Source organism: Microcystis flos-aquae FACHB-1344, assembly GCF_014698375.1.
GTDB lineage: Bacteria > Cyanobacteriota > Cyanobacteriia > Cyanobacteriales > Microcystaceae > Microcystis > Microcystis aeruginosa.
In genome coordinates this window covers 1-20,770 of the sequence record NZ_JACJSW010000203.1, presented here as the reverse complement: position 1 = coordinate 20,770, position 20,770 = coordinate 1, and the positions used below count along the sequence as shown (strand labels likewise).

22 protein-coding genes are annotated in these 20,770 nt (G+C 43.4%); 10 read left to right on the top strand and 12 right to left on the bottom strand.

The genetic code is table 11. From position 1 onward, the window contains the following. Window positions 1-192 precede the first annotated feature (192 nt). Window positions 193-597 carry a hypothetical protein gene (locus H6G48_RS21080; protein WP_190723083.1) on the top strand — a complete coding sequence of 135 codons (405 nt, stop codon included), beginning with the start codon at window positions 193-195 and terminating at the stop codon, window positions 595-597. A gap of 162 nt (window positions 598-759) precedes the next feature. Next, window positions 760-3,324, top strand: a complete 2,565-nt coding sequence (locus H6G48_RS21075) for a tetratricopeptide repeat protein (protein WP_190723082.1) — start codon at window positions 760-762, stop codon at window positions 3,322-3,324. A gap of 103 nt (window positions 3,325-3,427) precedes the next feature. Here H6G48_RS21075 and H6G48_RS21070 read toward each other — a convergent pair whose 3' ends face one another. The 5 genes from H6G48_RS21070 to H6G48_RS21050 form a co-directional block, all read right to left on the bottom strand. Further along, the gene (locus H6G48_RS21070) at window positions 3,428-3,967 is read right to left on the bottom strand and encodes an apolipoprotein A1/A4/E family protein (RefSeq protein ID WP_190723081.1); all 540 of its coding nucleotides are present in this window, start codon (window positions 3,965-3,967) and stop codon (window positions 3,428-3,430) included. 112 nt (window positions 3,968-4,079) lie between these two features. Next, a complete protein-coding gene (locus tag H6G48_RS21065; protein ID WP_012265758.1) occupies window positions 4,080-4,487 on the bottom strand; it encodes a DUF4164 family protein in 408 nt (135 codons plus the stop codon). A gap of 138 nt (window positions 4,488-4,625) precedes the next feature. Next, window positions 4,626-5,801, bottom strand: a complete 1,176-nt coding sequence (locus H6G48_RS21060; protein ID WP_190723080.1) for a lipid-A-disaccharide synthase-related protein — start codon at window positions 5,799-5,801, stop codon at window positions 4,626-4,628. 7 nt (window positions 5,802-5,808) lie between these two features. Beyond that, window positions 5,809-6,321 (bottom strand): cobalamin biosynthesis protein, encoded by a 513-nt coding sequence (locus H6G48_RS21055; protein WP_190723079.1) that lies wholly within the window; start codon window positions 6,319-6,321, stop codon window positions 5,809-5,811. 6 nt (window positions 6,322-6,327) lie between these two features. Beyond that, window positions 6,328-6,738 (bottom strand): M67 family metallopeptidase, encoded by a 411-nt coding sequence (locus H6G48_RS21050; protein ID WP_004162447.1) that lies wholly within the window; start codon window positions 6,736-6,738, stop codon window positions 6,328-6,330. 279 nt (window positions 6,739-7,017) lie between these two features. Between H6G48_RS21050 and menD the strand changes: the two genes are divergently transcribed. Together menD and H6G48_RS21040 are read left to right on the top strand one after the other, a co-directional pair. Beyond that, a complete protein-coding gene (gene menD, locus H6G48_RS21045) occupies window positions 7,018-8,727 on the top strand; it encodes a 2-succinyl-5-enolpyruvyl-6-hydroxy-3-cyclohexene-1-carboxylic-acid synthase (protein WP_190723078.1) in 1,710 nt (569 codons plus the stop codon). Window positions 8,728-8,902: 175 nt separating this feature from the next. Then, entirely contained in the window at window positions 8,903-10,132 is a 1,230-nt protein-coding gene (locus H6G48_RS21040) for a hypothetical protein (RefSeq protein ID WP_147072466.1), read from the top strand. Between the two features lie 6 nt (window positions 10,133-10,138). Here H6G48_RS21040 and H6G48_RS21035 read toward each other — a convergent pair whose 3' ends face one another. Together H6G48_RS21035 and H6G48_RS21030 are read right to left on the bottom strand one after the other, a co-directional pair. Next, entirely contained in the window at window positions 10,139-10,549 is a 411-nt protein-coding gene (locus H6G48_RS21035; RefSeq protein WP_190723077.1) for a salt stress protein, Slr1339 family, read from the bottom strand. A 42-nt stretch (window positions 10,550-10,591) separates the two neighbouring features. Next, a complete protein-coding gene (locus tag H6G48_RS21030; protein ID WP_190723076.1) occupies window positions 10,592-10,849 on the bottom strand; it encodes a CRR7 family NDH-1 assembly protein in 258 nt (85 codons plus the stop codon). Between the two features lie 82 nt (window positions 10,850-10,931). Here H6G48_RS21030 and H6G48_RS21025 point away from each other — a divergent pair, with 82 nt between their 5' ends. The 5 genes from H6G48_RS21025 to H6G48_RS21005 all read left to right on the top strand — a co-directional run bounded on the left by H6G48_RS21025 (window position 10,932) and on the right by H6G48_RS21005 (window position 14,347). After that, window positions 10,932-12,356 carry a protein adenylyltransferase SelO gene (locus H6G48_RS21025; protein WP_190723086.1) on the top strand — a complete coding sequence of 475 codons (1,425 nt, stop codon included), beginning with the start codon at window positions 10,932-10,934 and terminating at the stop codon, window positions 12,354-12,356. Window positions 12,357-13,128: 772 nt separating this feature from the next. Further along, a complete protein-coding gene (locus tag H6G48_RS21020) occupies window positions 13,129-13,404 on the top strand; it encodes a hypothetical protein (RefSeq protein WP_002737737.1) in 276 nt (91 codons plus the stop codon). Next, window positions 13,401-13,769, top strand: a complete 369-nt coding sequence (locus tag H6G48_RS21015; RefSeq protein ID WP_043997603.1) for an aspartyl protease — start codon at window positions 13,401-13,403, stop codon at window positions 13,767-13,769. Before H6G48_RS21020 ends, H6G48_RS21015 begins: the two co-directional genes overlap by 4 nt. 93 nt (window positions 13,770-13,862) lie before the next feature. Then, window positions 13,863-14,081, top strand: coding sequence for a hypothetical protein (locus tag H6G48_RS21010; protein ID WP_079208267.1), 219 nt, complete (start codon window positions 13,863-13,865; stop codon window positions 14,079-14,081). Further along, complete coding sequence (locus tag H6G48_RS21005) at window positions 14,078-14,347, top strand: type II toxin-antitoxin system RelE family toxin (protein WP_079208269.1); 270 nt, start codon at window positions 14,078-14,080, stop codon at window positions 14,345-14,347. The genes H6G48_RS21010 and H6G48_RS21005 overlap by 4 nt, the downstream gene beginning before the upstream one ends. Before the next feature lie 286 nt (window positions 14,348-14,633). Here H6G48_RS21005 and H6G48_RS21000 read toward each other — a convergent pair whose 3' ends face one another. The 4 genes from H6G48_RS21000 to H6G48_RS20985 all read right to left on the bottom strand — a co-directional run bounded on the left by H6G48_RS21000 (window position 14,634) and on the right by H6G48_RS20985 (window position 18,644). Then, window positions 14,634-14,819 carry a hypothetical protein gene (locus H6G48_RS21000; protein ID WP_147072460.1) on the bottom strand — a complete coding sequence of 62 codons (186 nt, stop codon included), beginning with the start codon at window positions 14,817-14,819 and terminating at the stop codon, window positions 14,634-14,636. Further along, window positions 14,794-15,078, bottom strand: a complete 285-nt coding sequence (locus H6G48_RS20995) for a BrnT family toxin (RefSeq protein ID WP_190723075.1) — start codon at window positions 15,076-15,078, stop codon at window positions 14,794-14,796. The genes H6G48_RS21000 and H6G48_RS20995 overlap by 26 nt, the downstream gene beginning before the upstream one ends. Before the next feature lie 728 nt (window positions 15,079-15,806). After that, entirely contained in the window at window positions 15,807-17,705 is a 1,899-nt protein-coding gene (locus H6G48_RS20990) for an NAD(P)H-quinone oxidoreductase subunit F (RefSeq protein WP_190723074.1), read from the bottom strand. Between the two features lie 255 nt (window positions 17,706-17,960). Then, the gene (locus tag H6G48_RS20985) at window positions 17,961-18,644 is read right to left on the bottom strand and encodes a PHP domain-containing protein (protein WP_190723073.1); all 684 of its coding nucleotides are present in this window, start codon (window positions 18,642-18,644) and stop codon (window positions 17,961-17,963) included. A gap of 614 nt (window positions 18,645-19,258) precedes the next feature. Here H6G48_RS20985 and H6G48_RS20980 point away from each other — a divergent pair. Then, window positions 19,259-19,966, top strand: a complete 708-nt coding sequence (locus tag H6G48_RS20980; RefSeq protein WP_190723072.1) for a PEP-CTERM sorting domain-containing protein — start codon at window positions 19,259-19,261, stop codon at window positions 19,964-19,966. 302 nt (window positions 19,967-20,268) lie between these two features. On the opposite strand, the gene H6G48_RS20975 is transcribed toward H6G48_RS20980, so the two are convergent. Continuing rightward, window positions 20,269-20,586, bottom strand: a complete 318-nt coding sequence (locus H6G48_RS20975; protein WP_002756874.1) for a DUF3067 family protein — start codon at window positions 20,584-20,586, stop codon at window positions 20,269-20,271. Window positions 20,587-20,770: the final 184 nt, after the last annotated feature.

The following is a 20,770-nucleotide window of genomic DNA, read 5'->3' as shown; positions in this document are numbered from 1 at the left end:
ACTTTTTGCCGCAAACCCTAAATATGTCTTAGCTTACCAGCGCGTCCGCTTCGCTCTAATCTCAATCCTGTTGTGGCAACGATATCAGAGTTTTGTTTTTTACTTTTTGAACAGTCAACCAAACATTTAAACCGTCCACAACTGCTGTTGCCGTTGTGCTAGAATGGCGAAAAATTCTCGCAATTGATAATTATGTTAGCAGAGTTAGCCGCCGCCGAAATCGCTAAAATCGCCTTTGAAGCTGTTATCGGTAAATTAACGGAAGGAGCAATGGATAAAGGTGTAGAATTGTGGCAAAAAATTAAGCAAAAGTTACAAAAGGAACCCACCGCCGCTCAGGTTTTAGCGGCAGCCGAACAAACCAAATCCGAGGCGATGATTGAACAGCAAGTGGTTCCTTTTTTACAGGTAGAAATGCTCAAAGATCTCAATTTTGCCCAAGAAATCCAAACCCTAGCACAACAAATTATGACAATTAATCAGAATCAAACAGAAACGAAAACTCAAATTGGTACACAAATAAACAAAGATATTAAACAACAATTGAACATTCAAGAAGTTAAGGGTAATTTAAATCTAGGAATCCCTCCTGAATGACTGGCGGATCTGCACGCAACAGCAGACGCAATAGAAAATAATCGCAGTAGTCAAAGGAGTACTTTCAAGGGAGGAGATGCTCGAAAAAGTCTCGTCCATTGGCAGGGAAGGAAGGATGAAATCACCCAAATTAAGCAGTGGTTTACTGATCAAAATGTTGCGATGATTGGCATCAAAGGAGTTGGAGGAATTGGAAAATCTACCCTAGCTAGTAAAATTTTTGAGGAGAAAATTACCCTCGATCCTTCCCTAGGAGACGATGAAGATTTATTCCCAAAACGCTTTTGGTGGGAAGCGGGAAATCTGGGCGGATTTAGTGGTTTAGCTCGCCAATTCCTGACGGAATTTGGTTATCCCGTCCCCGAAAAAGAAATAGATTTACAGGAAGCTTTAATCAGACAATTGCAACGCCATCGCCACCTAATTATTATCGATAATCTAGAGAGTTTATTAGGGGAAGATGGTTCTTGGAATAATGAATTTTATCAGCAGTTTTTCACTGCTTGGATAGAAAAAGGTGACACCAGCAAAATTATAGTCACCACCAGAGAAAAGCCAAAAACTAAGGGTTTTAACCGTTGGATTGAGCTAAAAGGTTTGAAACCTCCTGAAGGGGCGCAATTGTTAGCGGAATCGCAAATAACAGGGGATCTAGAGAACTTTTCTCGACGGGTGGATGGTCATCCATTACTCCTGCGATTGGTGGCGGATTTAATCTTAGCCGAATTTCCGCAAAACCCCAGTTTAGAAAGGTTAGCGGATTTAGGATTAGGAAATTTATCGCAACTTTTGAGCGATCCGCAGGTGGTGGGGAGCCATCGTCAAGAGACAGTGGGAATTGCTTTAGTTTTAGATGCTAGTTTTCAGCGACTTAGCCAAAGACAGCAGGAATTATTCACTAAAACCAGCATTTATCGCCGAGAATTTGATTCTCTGGCAGCTAAAGCAGTGATGGATAATTACCCGGAGATCGAACTATCCGAGATCACGGCAGATTTGCGAGAATTACAGCGACGATCATTATTAGAAGAAAAAGAGGAAAATCGCCAGCGAATTTTTAGTTTTCAGCCTTTAGTTTGGGAATATGCACAATACAAAGCCGGCGATCAAAGGGAATTACACCAAAAAGCGATCGCCTATTATCTTTCTATTGCTCAACCCGACTCCTGGGAAATCCTCAACGATGTGCAACCTTACCTAGAAATTTTCTATCATCGCTATCAGTTAACCGAGTACGACAATGCTTTTGATATTCTCCGTGCTATCAATAATTTTCTCACCCGACGGGGGTATTATCAAACCCTAGCGGATTATTACCTTGAATTAGTCACTGTTTACCAACAACAGCAGGAGCAAACCAACTGGAAATATACCGCATCCCTCACCAGTTTAGGCAATGTTTACTCTTCCCTAGGAGAATACCAAAAAGCGATCGAGTTTCATCAACAGTCCTTAGCAATCGATCGGGAAATCGGTGATCGGGGGGGTGAAGCGAATTCCTACAATAATTTAGGCAATGTTTACTATTCCCTAGGAGAATACCAAAAAGCGATCGAGTTTCATCAACAGTCCTTAGCAATCGATCGGGAAATCGGTGATCGGGGGGGTGAAGCGAAATCCTACGGTAATTTAGGCAATGTTTACTCTTCCCTAGGAGAATACCAAAAAGCGATCGAGTTTCATCAACAGTCCTTAGCAATCACACGGGAAATCGGTGATCGGGGGGGTGAAGCGAAATCCTACGGCAATTTAGGCAATGTTTACTCTTCCCTTGGAGAATACCAAAAAGCGATCGAGTTTTATCAACAGTCCTTAGCAATCACACGCGAAATCGGTGATCGGGGAGGTGAAGCGAAATCCTACGGCAATTTAGGCAATGTTTACTATTGCCTAGGAGAATACCAAAAAGCGATCGAGTTTCATCAACAGTCCTTAGCAATCGATCGGGAAATCGGTGATCGGGGGGGTGAAGCGAATTCCTACATGGGTTTAGGCAATGTTTACGATTCCCTAGGAGAATACGAAAAAGCGATCGAGTTTTATCAACAGTCCTTAGCAATCAAACGGGAAATCGGTGATCGGGGGGGTGAAGCGAAATCCTACAATAATTTAGGCAATGTTTACTCTTCCCTTGGAGAATACCAAAAAGCGATCGAGTTTTATCAACAGTCCTTAGCAATCACACGCGAAATCGGTGATCGGGGGGTTGAAGCGACTTCCTATAATAATTTAGGCGCTGTTTACAAATCCCTTGGAGAATACCAAAAAGCGATCGAGTTTTATCAACAGTCCTTAGCAATCACACGCGAAATCGGTGATCGGGGGGTTGAAGCGGCATCCTACAATAATTTAGGCAATGTTTACAAATCCCTTGGAGAATACCAAAAAGCGATCGAGTTTTATCAACAGTCCCTAGCAATCCTTCGGGAAATCGGTGATCGGGGGGTTGAAGCGAAATCTTGGTTTAATCTGGGACTTACCTACTATAAACTCAAACGTATATCGGAAGCGAAAGAAGCATATCTTCAAGCGCAGGAATTATATCAAGCATTGGGGTTAGCAGCGGATGTTCAAGATTGCGATGATGAAATTCGGCAATTAGAAACCCGAAAATATCCCTTAATCGTTGCTTTCTTTCTGGGGGTGGTTATGTTTCCTTTAGTTTTAATTGGGGGGATCATAGTGGCATTGTGGCGATTGTTAAAAAGATGGTTGAGGAAAGCATAATTAGGGGTAGGATGGGTTAGGAATCCCTTATTTTTAACCTGAGTTTCACATCTGCTAATTTCCCCTCATAACTACCATAAAGTGAGAAATTATAGTAATATTTCTAGGGATTACCAGAAAAGAAAGAGCGCCATGCTGCTGTTCCGATCGCTCCTCCTAAAAGAATAATTAACGTCCAAACTTGATTTTTTTGGGTTCCTTCCACCTTTTCTAGTCTTCTATCCATCCCATCGACTTTCTCAGTTAGTTTTGCTTGTCCTACCTCTAGCTTAGTTAACCGTTCGTCGATTTTGTCAAATTTCTGGTTAAGATCCTTCTGTAGTCCGTCAAATTTCTGGTTAACATCCTTTTGTAGTCCGTCAAATTTCTGGTTAAAATCTTTCTGTAGTCCGTCAAATTTCTGGTTGAAATCCTGTTGCAAGGTATCGATTTTTTGGTTAAAATCTTTCTGTAGTCCGTCAAATTTCTGGTTAAAATCCTTCTGTAGGCTGTCAAATTTCTGGTTAACATCCTGTTGCAAGGTATCGATTTTTTGGGTGACATCTCTTTGCAAGGTATCGATTTTTTGGTTAACTTCCTTGATGCTATCTTTGATTTCCTTGAGGACAGATTCAAGACTATAAGTAACGGTTTCGTTAGACATTTTGGTAACATCCTTGGGAGTAATGATAGTACAATAATTTTATTTTAATCCTAAATCTGGTTATTAAAGACTGATTATTTATTGCCTAGGATTTAGTATTATGGCAATATTTCTAAGGATTGCCAGAAAAAAAGGATCGCCACGCTGCCGTGCCGATAGCCCCTCCTAAAAGAATAATTAACGTCCAAACTTGATTTTTTTGGGTTCCTTCCAGCTTTTCTAGTCTTCTATCCATCCCATCGACTTTCTCAGTTAGTTTTGCCTGTCCTACCTCTAGCTTAGTTAGCCGTTCGTCGATTTTGTCAAATTTCTGGTTAAAATCCTTCTGTAGGCTGTCAAATTTCTGGTTAACATCTTTCTGTAGGCTGTCAAATTTCTGGTTAAAATCCTTCTGTAGGCTGTCAAATTTCTGGTTAACATCCTGTTGGAAGGTATCGATTTTTTGGTTAACTTCCTTGATGCTGTCTTTGATTTCCTTGAGGACAGATTCAAGACTATAAGTAACGGTTTCGTTAGACATTTTGGTAACATCCCTGGGAGTAATGATAGTACAATAATTTTATTTTAATCCTAAATCCGGTTATTAAAGACTGATTACCTATTGCCTCTCCTGATATGTAGCCTATACTCAACGGATTTAGTATAACTATCTCTGCCATTACTTTTGAAAAATGCTATAAATTTCCTCGGCAATATTTCTGCTACCTCCGGACTCTCCCACTCTAATTTTGCCATTTTCTAAACATCTGTGTAAATAACGAGAATCTGCCAAAATATCAATAATTTTAACCGCGGCATTTTTAAATAAATTTACCTCCGTGGGTTTCTGTCCAATAGTTATCACCGATTCCCCTAATAAGCGCATTTGTGCCTCGGCAAAAGGGTAGGTAAATTGGGGACCAAATCCGGGTATTTGTAGGACGGGTTTTCCTAATCCCACCGCTTGTTCTACTGCTGTCCCCGCCATGGCTAAACAAGCGTCACAATGGTGTAGAATATCGGCAAAAGCATCACGATAACAGCACAATAAAGCCCCATTTTTCTCTAATTTTCCCGCTCCTAAATAATGCCATCCCTCTTGTTTAGCTAAATTTTCTAAGTCGGTTTCTCTGATACTAGGAATGATAGCAGCCCGAAACTGCATCGGTTTAATTTTAACTATTTCCTCACAGACTTGTAACTGTAAAGCCAAATTACTCAAAGCTTCGGGTAAACGACTCCCCGCTAATAAAGCAATCATGGGAATTTGACTATCTAATTCTAAATCTTTACCCGTTGGTGTTAAGACATCCATAATCGGATAACCGGCAAAAATCGCTTTTTTAATACCCCGATTTTCTAGGTCTGTTGCTGTATATTTATCCCGGGTAAAAACTCTTAAACAATTCTTCGATCTTAAACATAATTCTGTCAGTAAAGGTAATTTAATTGTGCCTTCGTAATAACTGGAAGTAGAAACAATAAAAGCCACAAAGGGACGACCGGTTAAACGAGCGATCGCAATCGGCACGATATCCCCCACTGCTATCAATAAATCACAATCCTTGCTAACTTTAAAAGCTGCCTGAATTTGCTGAATAGTTAGACTAATTAATCCCGCACCAATATCCTTAATCCAATTCAAAGGATTGGTATAAATAATTCCCCCCGATGGCATAGTGGCAGTGGGGGCAATAATTGGTACTGGCAATTTTTGATAAGCTTTTCCCTCTCCCACTAAAGGCAAAGCAGCTATAGATAATTGGGGCTGAATTTTTTGTAATTCCCCCAGAATTAAACTAGCATTTAAATCCTCGCCATGACCATTACTAAGAAATAAAACCTGTTTAAGCATCGATTTGTTATCCTCTATATTCCCTTGCTGCCAAAGAAACCGCCACCGTCACCGATTTGGCTTCTATTTGCTTGCTTACTAGCAAAGTATCGCCCATTTTTAAAGCGGCAGCTTCAGCGACGCTAGGGGTTCCTTCTTTCTTGTTGACAATAGCCGAGGGATTGGGGACATTAATATCTCTCAACTCCTCAGCAGTAAAGGTTTTTAGTGGCAATCCTTGCTCTTGACAATAGGCAATTAAACCCCGTTCATTAGCTTTGATGTCAAGGGTGGCGATACCAGCAATAGCGGCTAAAGAGAGGTGATAACGCTTAAAAACATCCCTAATTGCCCTATCTATGACCGCTTTCTCCGTCCCACGGATGCAACCTATTCCTAACCATAATAATCGTCCATGGCACTGCACTTTTGCCCCAGAAGGATCGGGGTAAAAACCAGGTTGGCTAAAACCTGTCCACAGGGGACCTATCCCAATTAAATCGATTGCGGGTGAGTGGAAAGCGGGGGAAGCGCTAGTCATACAAGACTACAATATTTTTACCGGTTGAAATTGTTCGCCTTCGTCCAGTTGCCAAGCTTGTAAATCGATCGCTCGTCCTGAAACGACGGAGACAATTAAATAAGTATATCCTGACCAGGCTAATTGGCGATCAATTTCCGAGGGAATGGCGGCATGATCGGGATGGGAATGATAGATACCGATAATTTCTAGCTGGTTTTCCCGCGCCGATTTTTGAGCTTGTAAAAGCACTTCTGGCGCAATACTAAAGCGGTTTTTCCTATTACCTGACCAGTTATTTTCTGTGGTTTGCACGGTGATCACTTGGGCTGCGGTTTCGGTAATTTTTCCCAAGAGTAACCCACAACATTCTTCGGGATAGGTGGATTCTGCGTGGGTGAAAATACGCTGGGAAATTTGGTCTGTAATCAGGATCATAAGGGAAAATTTTCAAAACCTATTGATGTTAGTTTGCTTTAGCTATAGGGAACTTGAAAACTGGGTGCATCTCAATTTGGTCGAAATATCTATAGGACATTTTGGACGCAGGCGATGCGCCCTTACCATTGGCGCAATAATATTATTGTAGGGACTAATTGCCTTCGCCCTCTTTTAATAACTTCTGCATCGCTGACTCAGGAATAACTTATTCTTGGCTGGTTCCAGCCAATGTTAAATTTATCTTATTGTTCCCTAACCTTTGCACTGAACTGATAAATGTCGATCGATTTTCGCAATCTTAATACACTTTGGGGTTCTATTTTAGTCGAAACATTGGCCCGTTTGGGATTGAAGATAGGGGTGGTTTCTCCCGGATCGCGATCGACTCCTTTAACGATAGCCTTGGCAAGACATCCCCAGATTGAAGCTATTCCCATCTTAGACGAGCGCTCGGCCGCCTTTTTTGCCCTGGGATTAGCCAAACAATTATATCAACCGGTGGTTTTAGTCTGCACTTCTGGCACTGCCACGGCTAATTTTTATCCCGCAGTCATTGAAGCAAAAGAAAGTCATGTCCCTTTATTAATTCTAACCGCCGATCGCCCCCCAGAATTGCGTCATGCTCACGCCGGTCAGACTATCGATCAAGTCAAACTCTACGGTAATTATCCAAATTGGCAAGCGGAAATTAGCTGTCCTAGTGCCAATATCGAGCGTTTACGCTATCTCCGTCAAACTATCATCCACGCGTGGTGGCGCTGTCTCGATCCTGTCCCCGGAGTGGTGCATCTGAACTTACCATTTCGGGATCCCCTCGCACCAACTCCCGATCTAGAAATTAACAATTTAGAGGCTAATTTTGACCAAGAGGCTTTTTTTAGCCACATATCTCGGCAAAATATCGCCATTAACCACTCAATTCTCCAAATTAATTCTTTACCCTCCAAAGGAATTATCATCGCGGGATTAGCTTCCCCGCAAAACCCTGAAAGTTACTGTCAGGCGATCGCTGATTTAGCCCGATCGCAACAATATCCCGTCTTAGCGGAAGCTTTATCTCCTCTGCGAAACTATGCAGGGTTAAATCCCCATCTCATCACCACCTATGATTTATTATTGCGGAATCCTGCCCTTAGAACCCAATTAACCCCCGATGTTGTCCTGCAAATTGGCGAATTACCCACCAGCAAAGAATTACGGACCTGGTTAGAAGAAATCGACTGTCCGCGCTGGATTATCGATCCCCATCCCGATAATTACGATCCTCTACAGGGAAAAACCGGACATCTCAGGGTAAATATCGAGCAATTAGGGGATCTATTCCCAGATAAAGTCGATAATAACCGAGAATATCGGCAATTATGGCAAAAATTCGACCAGCAAGCCAGATTTAAAATCGATCGCCTTTTGGCAGCAGAAACTAAACTGATTGAAGGTAAAATCCCCTGGCTGCTCTCCCAATACCTCCCCCCCCGCACCCCGATCTTTATCTCTAATAGTATGCCTGTTCGCTATGCCGAGTTTTTTAACCCGCCTAGCGATCGCCAAATTCGTCCTTATTTTAACCGCGGGGCCAATGGCATCGACGGCAACCTCTCCACTGCGATAGGAATAGCTTATAAAAATGTCCCTAGTCTGCTATTAACGGGAGATTTAGCCCTATTACATGACACAAATGGTTTTTTAATCAAAAAATATTTTGTTGGCTCCTTGACCATAATTTTAATCAATAACAAGGGGGGAGGCATTTTCCAGATGTTGCCGATCGCCAAATTTGACCCTCCCTTTGAAGAATTTTTTGCCACTCCCCAAAATATCGACTTTTGCCAACTCTGTCACACCTACGGTATTGATTACCATTTAATCAGTGATTGGACTGATTTTCAGCAAAAAATCGCAGTTTTACCAGAATCAGGCCTAAGATTACTAGAAATATCCTGCGATCGAGCTTTTAATACCCAATGGTTCCTCAGTAATTATGTGTAGGGTGTGGGGTGTGGGGTGTGGGGAAGTGGGGTGTGGGGTGTGGGGTGTGGGGAGAATAAAGCTGCCTATTGCAAGAGTGCCTATCCTGATATGTAGCCTATGCTCAACGGATTTAGTATTAATTCCCTTTTTCGAGAAAGTCAATACAATGGGTGGAAAGAGTTAAAAGGGTCCGATGAATCGACAAAGACGGCAAAAATCAAGACAATTTTCTCTCCCTAGATATTCTATCTTTCCCCCGGAACAATGGCGATCGGGAGTGACTTCTTTGGTGATTAGCTTGGTCTTGTCCCTACTGATTTTAAAACTGAATACCTCTAGTCTTTCCACTGCCACCATAAATATTTTTAATCCCTCCACTGTGGGGGAGAATTTAGCCGGTAAGAGCCTAGATGAGTTAGAAAAGCAGAAAATCGCCGAATTTTTGCAAATTACCCCGCCAGAAACCGAATTAACCCTCGATCGCACCCCTTTGTTTATTCTCCACGACACAGCTTGGAGTATGACTGCGGGTAACATCGAAGAACAGAAAAAATATGCTCGCGGTCCGATGAAATTGGGTCCCAATGTTTACATCCCCCGCAAACAGAATTCTAGGGATAGAGACATTTTAGACTCGATCGCCCGGCCTTTTTTTGAACGTCACCGTCCCACGGCCACTTTTTATGAACAAGCGGCCGAAATGCTGCCCGCAGACACCAGAGATCAATTAGTGCGTCAACTGTGGCAACTTACCCCAGAAACTATCCGCGTCAAGGGTTTTGCACTTGCTTTAGAGGGTGTTCCTTTGAGTACGCGATCGGCTCCTGAGTTAGAAAAAAGAGCAAGAATTTGGTTAAATACGCCTTCAGAAGCCGTCTTTAGGCGTTTAGTCAAAGAATATCCCACAAATTACTTTGATGGGGCAAAAAGCACCGCATTATGGGCAACAGAAGCGATTTGTCAGCAGCTATCTCACCCTAATTGCGATCGCTTGCGACCAGTTTTTGCCGAAAGAAATCGTCGGGTTATCTCCAGTGTTAACATTGAACTGGTACAAGCGCCGGGATCCCACTGTTTGACCAAAGGACGCTTGCAACCCCTCCCCGGTTACAGCGATTTTCAATACCAACAAACGGCGAAATATTATCTCCTAGCAGCCTTACAAACGGGACAATTACCGCAAATTGTCAGCCATTTTGCCGTGGATAGTTTTCTGATTAATCAAGGAAAATATCCCCATTGTGACCCCCGGGGTTTTGATCTACAACGTCTCTACAATCTCATCAGTCAAGCTTTGGATTATGACCCCGGCACTGTTTATGGCATCGTTCCCCGTTACGGCACAAATATTCTAGCCGGTGATAATATTTGGTGGCATAATCGAGTTTTTGACCAAGCAAATTTACCCACAACTTTAAATTAGACCTGATCATTTAGAAATGTCCACTTCTCCCAAAGCTTCTAGATAAGTAATCGCCGCTTCTAAAGGAGAATCGTAGCCATAGGAAAACTCCTCAAACCAGCGTCCTTCCTCCGATTTAGCATCCAATTTATCTAACCATTGCTTCGCCTTTCTAGTTAAAGCTTCTCGCTTACGCTGCTTTTTTAATGCCGCTGCTTTTTCTTTTTCCGCTGCCTCCTGTTGTTGCCTTTCTTGGTTTTCTAAGGCTAAAGCTTTTAAAAGCGCATCGGTAGAAGAATCGCTGGCATAATTAACCTTAAATTCAGCCAGGGAACGATCTTTTTCTTGGCGAGAAGAAGGGGACGGCATCGGTTTTTCCTGATCCCGTTTCTGGTATTCTGCCTTCATTTGTGCCAGTAAATCTTCTATTTCTCCCATAATGATCAAGTTAGAAAGTAAAAAGTTAAAAAGCGGGTTTACTTATTTTTCCAAACGCACTAGATACCATTGTAAATAACCCTTCTCACCCAGGTCCAACTCACAGTAATTATCGCGCAGATAGAGAGCTTTTTCCTCAAAACTAGAGAATTTCGCCAATTGTCGGGGACAAATCTCCGGTTTTGCGGTGATTAAATCTTTTAACTTATCCCGCAACTGGTCGGGAGTCTGGAATTGTTCAGTTTGATCGGCCTCAAGGACAAGAAAATAGTCCCCTTGATACATAATAGAATCGGGCATCGCTGTTTGATAGTCTCAGTAGGAAAATTTTTTGGCTATCTTTACCACTTTATCGCCTCAACGCTCGATCGACACCACCACTATGACAGACCATCTCACCAATCCCTTTCTCAGTCTCCCTTACGAAAGCGCCATGCAGGACTTGGGGGACCAATACTACGATCAAGTCGCGGCCGCGGATTTTCCCCGTCATATCCTTCGTTTTCGCAATGATGCTTTATTACCTTTGGTGGGAATTCAGCCAGAATTAAGCTTAGATGAGCATTTTATCGAGGCTTTTGGTAAATTTCAATCCCTGACCCCTTTTTTAGCCCTGCGTTACCACGGTTATCAATTTGGCGAGTATAATCCTTTTTTAGGGGATGGTCGCGGTTTTCTCTACGGTCAAGTTAGGGGTATTGATGGCAAATTATACGATTTTGGTACGAAAGGATCGGGACGGACCCCCTATTCTCGTCATGCAGACGGTAGGTTAACTCTCAAGGGTGGAGTTAGAGAAGTCTTAGCCGGGGAAGCTTTACGGGGTTTAGGGGTGAATACCTCTCGCTGTTTGAGTTTGGTGGAAACGGGGGAATCCCTCTGGCGCGGCGATGAACCTTCCCCGACGCGATCTTCGGTGATGATTCGAGTTAGTAATTCTCATATTCGTTTTGGGACTTTTGAGCGTTTATTTCATATTAAACGTAGCGATTTAATTAAAAGACTCCTCGATCATGTGATTATTTATTATTATCCTGAAATCGATCCCCAAGATAGCGATCGCTATTTAAAATTTTACGCCGCTTTGATTGAAAGAACCGCTAAATTAGCAGCCCAATGGATGGCCGCCGGTTTTTGTCATGGGGTTCTCAATACCGATAATATGTCAATTACCGGGGAAAGTTTCGATTATGGTCCCTACGCTTTTATTCCTTCCTATAACCCCCAATTTACGGCGGCCTATTTCGACTACGGCGGCCGTTATAGTTATGGTAATCAGCCTTTTATCTGTCGTTTAAATCTAGAGTTACTGCAATCTCCCCTGGCCATGGTCGTCTCCTTGTTAGAGTTAGATCTGGCTTTGGCTAACTATGACCAGCATTACAATTTTTATTATCAAAAAATGATGCTTAAAAAGTTAGGTTTTGAGGATATTTTTACTCCCGAATCTGCTTTACTGGTCAGCAAAACCGTGGAAGTTCTCCAAGAAACTGGCCTCGGTTATCACGACTTTTTCTATCAATTAAGTGAACAATTTAATTACGGTTGGCGAGAAAATAGTTCTCTAATTCTTGAAAATATGGATTTACCCAAAGCTGATTGGCAACGTTGGCGAGAGTTATATAGTTTGGTCTTAAATCAATTACCCCCAGATTCTTTGGCTCAAATTGGCGACACCTTAACGCATTATAATCCTAAAACCGCTTTACTTAGACCGCTAATCGAATCGGTTTGGGAGGCAATTACCTATAAAGATGATTGGCAACCTTTCCAAGAATTAGTGATAAAATTACAAAATAAACAGTAATTAAGTAAGAGGACAAAATTAATTTCTTGGTTAGAATAGGCAACAGGTGGTTAAATATGTGTAATTAATTATCTCTAGCTACTTATTTAGGTCATTTCCTGAAATGCGTTGGACAAAAATTGACCAGACTTGGCGATCAATGTTTCCGCTCCAACTATTAAAAGTGTCAAAATAATAGTGAAGTTTTGTGACAAAGTGCAGTCAGATCTAAGAATCTTTGCTAGAACTCTAGAAAGCTTCTGTGATAAGTCTCTTGAAAAGAGATTGTTTGCAGTAAGCTCTTCTGGCTAACACGCTTTTGGGTGTGATATGGGGAAAGTTTCTTGCAATTGCGCCTAAATCGAGTGATATACAGAAAGTTGATCTATATCGTTACTCTGGAGAGTGTTGTGCAGAAAGTTGACCTATAATGTGTAGTAAAACAATCCGTAGGGTGCGTTCCCTAATGGGGGTCTTACTGCTCCACCGATCGATTTTGAGGAACGCACCATGCACATTGATTGAAGCTGTGAGTTTAGGTGGAATGCTGAAGGCACTGGGTAGTGCGATGCCAAAGGCACTGCGTAGCAGATCGCCGATCTGGTAGGGTGCGTTCCCTAATGCAACTTCTACCGCTCCACCGATCGATTTTTGGGGAACGCACCATGCCCATGGATTGAAGCTGTGAGTTTAGGTGCGATGCCGCTCTGGTCGGACCAGTTGAGGAATGTTAGCGAAGATTCCCAATGTTTGGTTAAAATAGAGGGGCAAAAGTCGCCACAGGGTCGCTTCAATGACAGTTCGACAACCCCGCTACAGTAAAGAAGAATTTGCTCGACGTGGCAATGAGATTTATCAATCTCAGGTACGTCCCCAAGTCGAGGAGGGAAATCAGGGGAGAATTGTGGCGATCGACATTGAAACAGGGGCTTTTGAAGTAGCGGATGATTTGGTAAGCGCAGCGAAGCAACTTTCTGCACGAGTGCCTGATACTCAGACATGGTTTGTTCGCATTGGGCATTCAGCCGTTGATCACTTTGGCGCAAGGAGCCTGAGAACAAAGCCATGATGCAAGGTCGTGTAAATCAACGGTGTGAGGCGACGTTAGCGATCGCAGTCAGAAACAATGAAACAACGCAGATAGTAGATGCTGTAATTGATACAGGATTTTCGGGTTTTCTCACCTTGCCGTCTGACATAATTGCTAGGTTAGGGTTTATTTGGGAGGGTCGAGATCTTGCGACGTTAGGCGATGGGACTTTCTGCACGTTTGAAGTTTACATCGGGCTTGTGATCTGGGACGGGCAATATCGTGAGATTTACATCAACGAATCAGAGACGGTTCCGTTGATTGGGATGCAGCTATTACGAGGATACGATTTGCGAATTCAGGCAATTGAGGGTGGTTTAGTTACGATCGAAGCGTTGAAGTAGAGTGCGATGCTGAAGGCACTGGGTAGCAGTACGCCATCGCTGTAGCAACGTGAAAGCTAGAATATATTAAGCCCTATACGTTAGATGTTGTATATGACTGAACGACTTGAGCAGGCGATCGCCCAATTAAAAACCTTGTCAACCGCTCAACAGGACGCAATCGCAACCCTAATTTTGGCAGAACTCGAAGAAGAGCAGCGATGGGATGACTCCTTTGCCCGCTCACCAAACTTGCTGGCTAAACTAGCAGCCGAAGCAATGGCAGAACATCGATTGGGCAAGACTCAAGAATTAGACCCAGAAACGTTGTGAAGTCTTGTACCACTGCTCGTTTTCGGGAGATGTTTGCAGATCTTCCAAAACCGATTCAAGAGCAGACCCGTAAAGCGTATCGGCAATTCAAAGAAGACCCAAGCTATCCCAGCTTGCGATTCAAGAAAGTCCATCCAAAGCTGCCCATCTATTCTGCACGCATCAATAGGGATTATCGTGCTGTCGGTCAATTAGAGGATGATACGGTGATTTGGTTCTGGGTTGGTTCCCATGCAGAGTACGATATGCTGCTGGAGCAATTTTAGTGCGATGCCGAAGGCACTGCGTAGCAGCACGCCATCGCTCTAGGGTGCGTTCCCTAATCTGGCTCCTACCGCTCCACCGATCGATTTTTGGGGAACGCACCATGCCCATGGATTGAAACTGTGAGTTTAAGTGCGATGCCGATCTTGTAGGGTGCGAAAACGCGCGTGTAACGCACCTTTTTCAGGTTAGCTATAATGTCGGTTAGACAATGCTCTTATGAGGCGTTTAACCATCAGATATACATTCATGAGCATATTGTTCAACCAGTAATTCGATTATTTTTTCCTAAAGAATTTGCTTTCGATCTGCTTGAGATTTAAAGAAGCTTACACTTTCTTCTGTTAATTCTAATGTTACTTGATTAGTTTTGGTTTTACCTTTAGGAACTAACTGGTCTGGGGGCGGTAAAAAATCTTTAACGACTTGTCCCAGTTCCATTGGTTCATCAGTATAAGTTATTTTGCTGTTCATATAGTTTACGTCCTTTTCGCCAATAACCAGCTCCAAAAATTCTAACTTTTCCTTCCCGGTAAGTAAAGCGCACTGTGATGATTCCTTCATTAACTTGCCCCATACAGTAAAATCGATTTTTTTCTTGACTGTGAGCTAGATCTTGTACGATAACTCTGTTGGGGTCAAAAAATGCGTATTGGGCTAATTCAAAGGAAACATCGTGTTTCTGTTGGTTTAAAAGATTTTTATCTTCATCCCATTCAAAGCTTTCATCCATAAGCGGAGTTGATCAGCCTAATCACCATAATTTTAACATATCAAGAGGGATAAGCAAATTGCGAAATTTTGTCTCGCTCCCGTCTTCCTAGAAAAGAACCGAGGCTTTAAAGAACATGAGTTGAATCAAATTGATCGGCTGCTGATAGAACTGGACTTCCCCCGTATAAATATACTAGCTATGGCTAAAAGTCTTACACAGCCTGAGTTAAAGCAATATAATACCAATGGACTACTGGACACAAACTCCTGAAGTCCTTACGCAGATAGGGTTTGAGGCAAAATTTTTCAAATTTGACCCTTCGACCATTATAGCTTGTTTCGGGGCAGAAAACTGGCAAAAACATGGCTACAGTGCGATCACCGATCTTGTAGTGCGATCGCCTCGCCTCGTAGGTTGGGTTGAGCGAAACAATACTGGGTCGAAAATAGCTCAACTCGCTTGAAAAAGCGAAACCCAACCACCCCAAAGATTACTCTTTGTTGGGTTTCCTTGCGTCAACCCAACCTACAATAATTGCTGGTTAATTCAAACGTTAGAGAGCCGTAGGGTGCGTTCCCTAATGGGGGTCTTACTGCTCCACCGATCGATTTTTGGGAACGCACCATGCAGATTGATTGAAGCTGTGACTTTAAGTGCGATGCCGCTCTTGTGGGCCCAGTTGAGGAATGTTAGCGAAGATTCCCAATGTTTAGGTTAAAATAGAGGGGCAAAAGTTGCCACAGGGTTCAACGAGTCAAAAGGGATGACCAATAATCAGTTATCAGTGACCATTGACCGTTTAATAAGAGCCAGATTAATCCCCCTATTCCGAATAGAATAGTCAAGACATAAAACTGTGATTGACCGGAAACATTATACTTTAAGGCACTGCCGCTAAAAATCGTCGCTAAACTGACCAAATTAACCAGACCATCAATAATATAACGATCGAGCCAAGCGGTAATTTTTGACAAGCTTCCCACGGCTAAAACCACGGTAAACTGATAGATGCGATCAAGATAGAAGTCATAAGCGAACAAATCCTGCAAGAATCGCAGTATTAACCCGGTTGGTCTCGCCCAAGCTCGTCTTAACTCTACCATTAACCCGATAACTAGGCCAATTACTCCAGAGGCCATCAGCAAGGGAAAACCCCAGACAATAGTAAAACTCTGGTTATTAACGAGAGGATTGGTGAAAGATAGCCAAAAATCCCAACGTAGGGGAATAATCGGGGCCAATAAAACGATTAAAATCAACGATACCATGGGCAAAGCCATCGGCCAAGCCACTTCAGGGGTGCGATGGGTCTTACTTTGGGTTTGTCCCAAAAAGACTAAACGAAATACCCGAGTAAGATTGACGATGCTAAGACAATTAACAAAGATTAAAACCGCTAATAACCACCAAGGAATCGCCCATTCACCACTTAACCACCGTTTTAATGTCCAAAACATCCCCAGGGGCATTAAAACCGTCATCCCCGCGGAACCTCCTAAAAAAGCCATGGTTGTAGCCGGCATTCTTGCCCAAATTCCCCCCATTTCCGTGATATTCTGGTTACTGGTGGTGAGAATTAATGCCCCTGCGCTCATAAACAATAAAGCTTTTGCGATCGCATGGGAGAATAAAATTAGTAAAGCGATATCCACATGACCTAATCCCACCGCAATAAAGACCAAACCGAGATAGGCACTGGTGGAGTGGCATAAAACCCGTTTAATATCAATTTGGGATAAGGCCATCAGAGAAGTACCGATTGCCGTCATTGTCCCCAACACTATTAAAACATTGGCAGCGATCGGAGATAGGGTAAACACCGGCTGCAGCTTAATTAAAACATAGGCCCCCGCCGAAACCACGATCGAATTCCGCATGATTCCGGCTGGATTTGGTCCCTCCATCGCCTCATCTAGCCACAAATTCAGGGGAAATTGGGCGCATTTACCCGTTGGACCAGCAATAAGGGCTAATCCTAACAAAGTCGCCGTCAGAGGCGGTACAGGGTTATTTACTGCCCAATTTTCTAACTGAGAAAAACTCAATCCTTCTCCGTAACTGGACAGAGCCACCAAACCCATCAATAAAATAATATCGCCGACGCGCTTGGTTAAAAAGGCATCTCGGGCTGCGGTTACTACCAAAGGTTGGGCATACCAAAAACCGACGAGGAGATAGGTAGAGACCGTTAACATCTCTAGGAAAGCGTAACTGAATAGTAGGGAGTCACTCAGGGCAATTCCCCCCAAAGCTGCCTCAAAAAAGCCCATTAAGCCATAAAATCTCGCCAAAGACCAATCCTTTTCCATGTAGCCAAGGGCATAGATTTGGGCCAAGAGACTGATGAGGGTAATCACTTCCAGCGTCCCCAAACTGACGGGAGAAAGTTCGATCGAAAGGGATAAACTAAGATCGGCCACTTTTACCCATTCAAAAGTCAGTTTAATCGTCTCTCGATGCCAAATTTGATTAAAAGCGATCGTTCCGTGTATTAACCCTAATACGGTCATCAATAGGTTAATATAAGCGGCCGGCCGCGGACCGGTGCGACTAATAATGCCTAAAGACCAAGGCAAGGTTAAAATCGAACCAATTAAGCCATAAATGGGAATTAACCAGCAAGTGTAAAGGAATAAATCTTTCATTCAGGGTGTTGGGGTGTTGGGGTGTTGGGGTGTTGGGGTGTTAGGGTGTTAGGGTTTTAGGGTGTTAGGGTGTTAGGGTTTTAGGGTTTTAGTTGAAATTCCCCATTCCCCCATTCCCCCATTCCCCCATTTCCCCATTTCCCCATTCCCCCATTTCCCCACTTCCCTGTTTTTGGCCATAAAAAACTAACACTCGATCGAGAAGGGAGCGAGTTTAGTCAATTTAGTTATTTTACAGTTAATCCCGGGATCAGGCTAAATGCGCTGTAATAAAGATTTACCGTGGGAATCGGTGCTACAGGTGGCGAATAATTGATATTGACGACTAAGAGCGAGTGCTTGTTCGGTTTCCCGTTGACTCGGTAGCCAGGGTTTGGGATTGCCGTAGGCATAAAAGGCCTCAATACCATCAATACCCAATTCTACCGCCGCCGCTACTAAATCGGCCGCGGGGCGATGGTAACGAAAGGGATGGGCGAGAACCACTAGGGCCCCCGCTTGCTGTAAACTGTTAATGACTCTAGAGGCCAAAGCTAGATCTCCTTCCGGTTTGGCTCTTTGCAGATAGGGAGTCAAAACGGTATGAGTAGGATCGAAACCATAGCCAAGAATATGCACTTCTGTCTCTAAGAGATTCGCCGTAATTTCTACCCCTGTCCAGAGATGGGGTAGAGAACTCTTTAAATGCTGATTTTCTAGCCAAATTTGGGCTTGTCGATAACCTTCGATCGAGTGATGATCAGTAATTGCTAATCCTTTTAGTCCGATATCTAACGCTTGTCTCATCAAGTCTTGGGGACTCATTTGACCATCGGAACAATGGGTGTGGAGATGGAAATTGTAATGGTAGGGACAACTATCATAGCCGACATTTGCCCACACCGCTTTCAGGGCGAGGGTATCTTGAGCTAGGGGTGGAATTGTAGCAGAAACGACCATGCAGTATTGAGGAAATTTCCCAAAGATTACAAATTGTTAACAATCAGCATAGCAAATACCAAAAAAAATTGGGTAGCTGCTGTTACCACTAATACTAAATCCTCTTTCAAAGGTGTGGGGAAGTGGGGAAGTAGGGAAGTGGGGAAATGGGGAAATGGGGGAATGGGGAATTTCAACTAAAACCCTAACACCCTAACACCCTAACACCCCACACCCCACACCCTGCCCCCACCGAAAAACTTTTTGCCGCAAACCCTAACTAGAAAAACTTTTAGTCTTGACATAATATTAGGTCGAGGTGTAATCATCTGCGTTTTAGCTTACCTGTGACCATAAATACTTCCTTGACCGCTTCAAATCACACAAGTCTTTAGTAGTTGGGTAGGGTGCGTTAGGCAATCCCTTGTTTTTAGGGCAAAAATCAAGCTCTGAATATTGCCGTAACGCACCACAAAGAAAGGTTTTTGGTGAGTTACGCTAACGCACCCTACTGGGGAGCATCTCACTTTCTTTTCATTCCATTAACTTGACATTTCATCTGTGCAAGGTTATAACTATACTAGAGTGCGTAGTCTACGTACTTTGCCCTAATAAAAAGTAACAAACCACTTAAAATGATCACAAACATCTCTAGACGAGTAACTACCGGTGCTCTTGCCATCGCTGGCAGCGTTGCCGCTTTCGGCTTTGCCAATACTGCCCCCGTCCAGGCGCAGGCGGCGGATTGTCCTCTACCATTGGGACAACTGTTTTCTGGTTTCAAGTCTGCTCCTTGCCTAGTGGGAGACAAGCTTTTCACATTCCTCGCCTCCAGTCCAACGTCTGGTCCTATAAATAACGGGGTTCTTCTCATAGATCAAATCTTGTCACCGACTATAGACAGACACACCTTCAACTACAGACCAAGTCCCGCTCTGACCCAATCCGGAGGTACTTTCGTCATAGATTACACGGTCGAGATCCTTGATCCGGCGAAGATGTTCAAAGATTTCAGTATTGGTTATGATGCAACTGGCGCAGGTAACTCGGGTATCTTTACGGAGAAGATGGTTTGGTCAGATAGTATCAATGGGTCGGCGTTAATCGGAACTTCGACGGCTACGACCGCGTTGGGTGCTTCTGGTGACATGGTTCCAGTTCCGTCCGGTATCACGAAACTCTTCGTCAGAGACACTTACCGGGTCGATTCTCCCACCGGTTCCATTAACAGTATCACCAACGACTTCACACAAATGCCAAAAGTTAAAGTTCCCGAACCTTCTGCTATCCTCGGTATCTTAGCCGTTGCTGGTGTTGGTGCTTTCGCGCGTCGCAAGAGCTAGTCACTGCCATTGAATCAAAGGCAAGCGTTAAGGTTAAGCTTAACGCCTTTTTTGTGTCTAGAGAAGGGGATGGGGGAGTGGGGGGTTCGAGCATTTGTATTAAAATATCCAATACGCAATTTAAATGCAGTATACTGTTCACTTAACAATCCCACTGGTCACTGATAAGCTAAGACGCATTTAAAGCGCTTATTCTTAAGATTAGCTGAATCTCCCCCGCCCCCCCAACCCCCCCGACATCGGGGGGGGCAAGGAGGGGTGTTGCCTCTTGCAAGAGTGCCTCTTGCCTGATCTCAAATTGATCACTGATCACTGATCAGCCATTCCGATGCCCTTTCACCTAAATCTAAGGCCAGACTAACCGCTTTACCAAGACGGGGACGCTCGCGGGTTTCGCGGATAAAAGCTTGAAATTGACTAAAACCACCCCATTCGTGGAGATAATTAGCGATCGCATTGAGATGTTCCAGATATTCGGACTCGGAGAGGGGAAAAGAAGCTTGTTCGAGATATTTCCACATTACCTGAACATGAACCTTATCTTTGATGCGTCGTAGCTGGATATCGTAGGAACGACCCCATTTTTCTAGTAATAATTGCTGTAAGTCCACACCCGTCATGGTTGCTATCGCTTCTCAGATGTCAGTCGGCCTCTTGATTTTATCATAAATGTCAGGGGAAGACCCTCGATTTTACCGAAATTTTGGGTTAAAGCCCCGTCCTTTTAGGACGGCTTTTTAAACTATATCTTGTTAACTTAACTTTTATTGTGCTATACTGATTTTGTCTAAGTCCCCCCTGCGT

Bases quoted from the DNA above. Each gene is read 5' to 3' on its own strand.
- H6G48_RS20990 (WP_190723074.1), bottom strand. From the start codon at position 17,705: ATGAAAGATTTATTCCTTTACACTTGCTGGTTAATTCCCATTTATGGC.
- H6G48_RS21060 (WP_190723080.1), bottom strand. From the start codon at position 5,801: ATGCTTAAACAGGTTTTATTTCTTAGTAATGGTCATGGCGAGGATTTA.
- H6G48_RS21050 (WP_004162447.1), bottom strand. From the start codon at position 6,738: ATGATCCTGATTACAGACCAAATTTCCCAGCGTATTTTCACCCACGCA.
- H6G48_RS21040 (WP_147072466.1), top strand. From the start codon at position 8,903: ATGAATCGACAAAGACGGCAAAAATCAAGACAATTTTCTCTCCCTAGA.
- H6G48_RS20995 (WP_190723075.1), bottom strand. From the start codon at position 15,078: ATGGATGAAAGCTTTGAATGGGATGAAGATAAAAATCTTTTAAACCAA.
- H6G48_RS21075 (WP_190723082.1), top strand. From the start codon at position 760: ATGATTGGCATCAAAGGAGTTGGAGGAATTGGAAAATCTACCCTAGCT.
- H6G48_RS21055 (WP_190723079.1), bottom strand. From the start codon at position 6,321: ATGACTAGCGCTTCCCCCGCTTTCCACTCACCCGCAATCGATTTAATT.
- menD (WP_190723078.1), top strand. From the start codon at position 7,018: ATGTCGATCGATTTTCGCAATCTTAATACACTTTGGGGTTCTATTTTA.
- H6G48_RS21025 (WP_190723086.1), top strand. From the start codon at position 10,932: ATGACAGACCATCTCACCAATCCCTTTCTCAGTCTCCCTTACGAAAGC.
- H6G48_RS21020 (WP_002737737.1), top strand. From the start codon at position 13,129: ATGACAGTTCGACAACCCCGCTACAGTAAAGAAGAATTTGCTCGACGT.
- H6G48_RS21000 (WP_147072460.1), bottom strand. From the start codon at position 14,819: ATGAACAGCAAAATAACTTATACTGATGAACCAATGGAACTGGGACAA.
- H6G48_RS21030 (WP_190723076.1), bottom strand. From the start codon at position 10,849: ATGCCCGATTCTATTATGTATCAAGGGGACTATTTTCTTGTCCTTGAG.
- H6G48_RS21010 (WP_079208267.1), top strand. From the start codon at position 13,863: ATGACTGAACGACTTGAGCAGGCGATCGCCCAATTAAAAACCTTGTCA.
- H6G48_RS21065 (WP_012265758.1), bottom strand. From the start codon at position 4,487: ATGTCTAACGAAACCGTTACTTATAGTCTTGAATCTGTCCTCAAGGAA.
- H6G48_RS21070 (WP_190723081.1), bottom strand. From the start codon at position 3,967: ATGTCTAACGAAACCGTTACTTATAGTCTTGAATCTGTCCTCAAGGAA.
- H6G48_RS21035 (WP_190723077.1), bottom strand. From the start codon at position 10,549: ATGGGAGAAATAGAAGATTTACTGGCACAAATGAAGGCAGAATACCAG.
- H6G48_RS20980 (WP_190723072.1), top strand. From the start codon at position 19,259: ATGATCACAAACATCTCTAGACGAGTAACTACCGGTGCTCTTGCCATC.
- H6G48_RS21080 (WP_190723083.1), top strand. From the start codon at position 193: ATGTTAGCAGAGTTAGCCGCCGCCGAAATCGCTAAAATCGCCTTTGAA.
- H6G48_RS20975 (WP_002756874.1), bottom strand. From the start codon at position 20,586: ATGACGGGTGTGGACTTACAGCAATTATTACTAGAAAAATGGGGTCGT.
- H6G48_RS20985 (WP_190723073.1), bottom strand. From the start codon at position 18,644: ATGGTCGTTTCTGCTACAATTCCACCCCTAGCTCAAGATACCCTCGCC.
- H6G48_RS21015 (WP_043997603.1), top strand. From the start codon at position 13,401: ATGATGCAAGGTCGTGTAAATCAACGGTGTGAGGCGACGTTAGCGATC.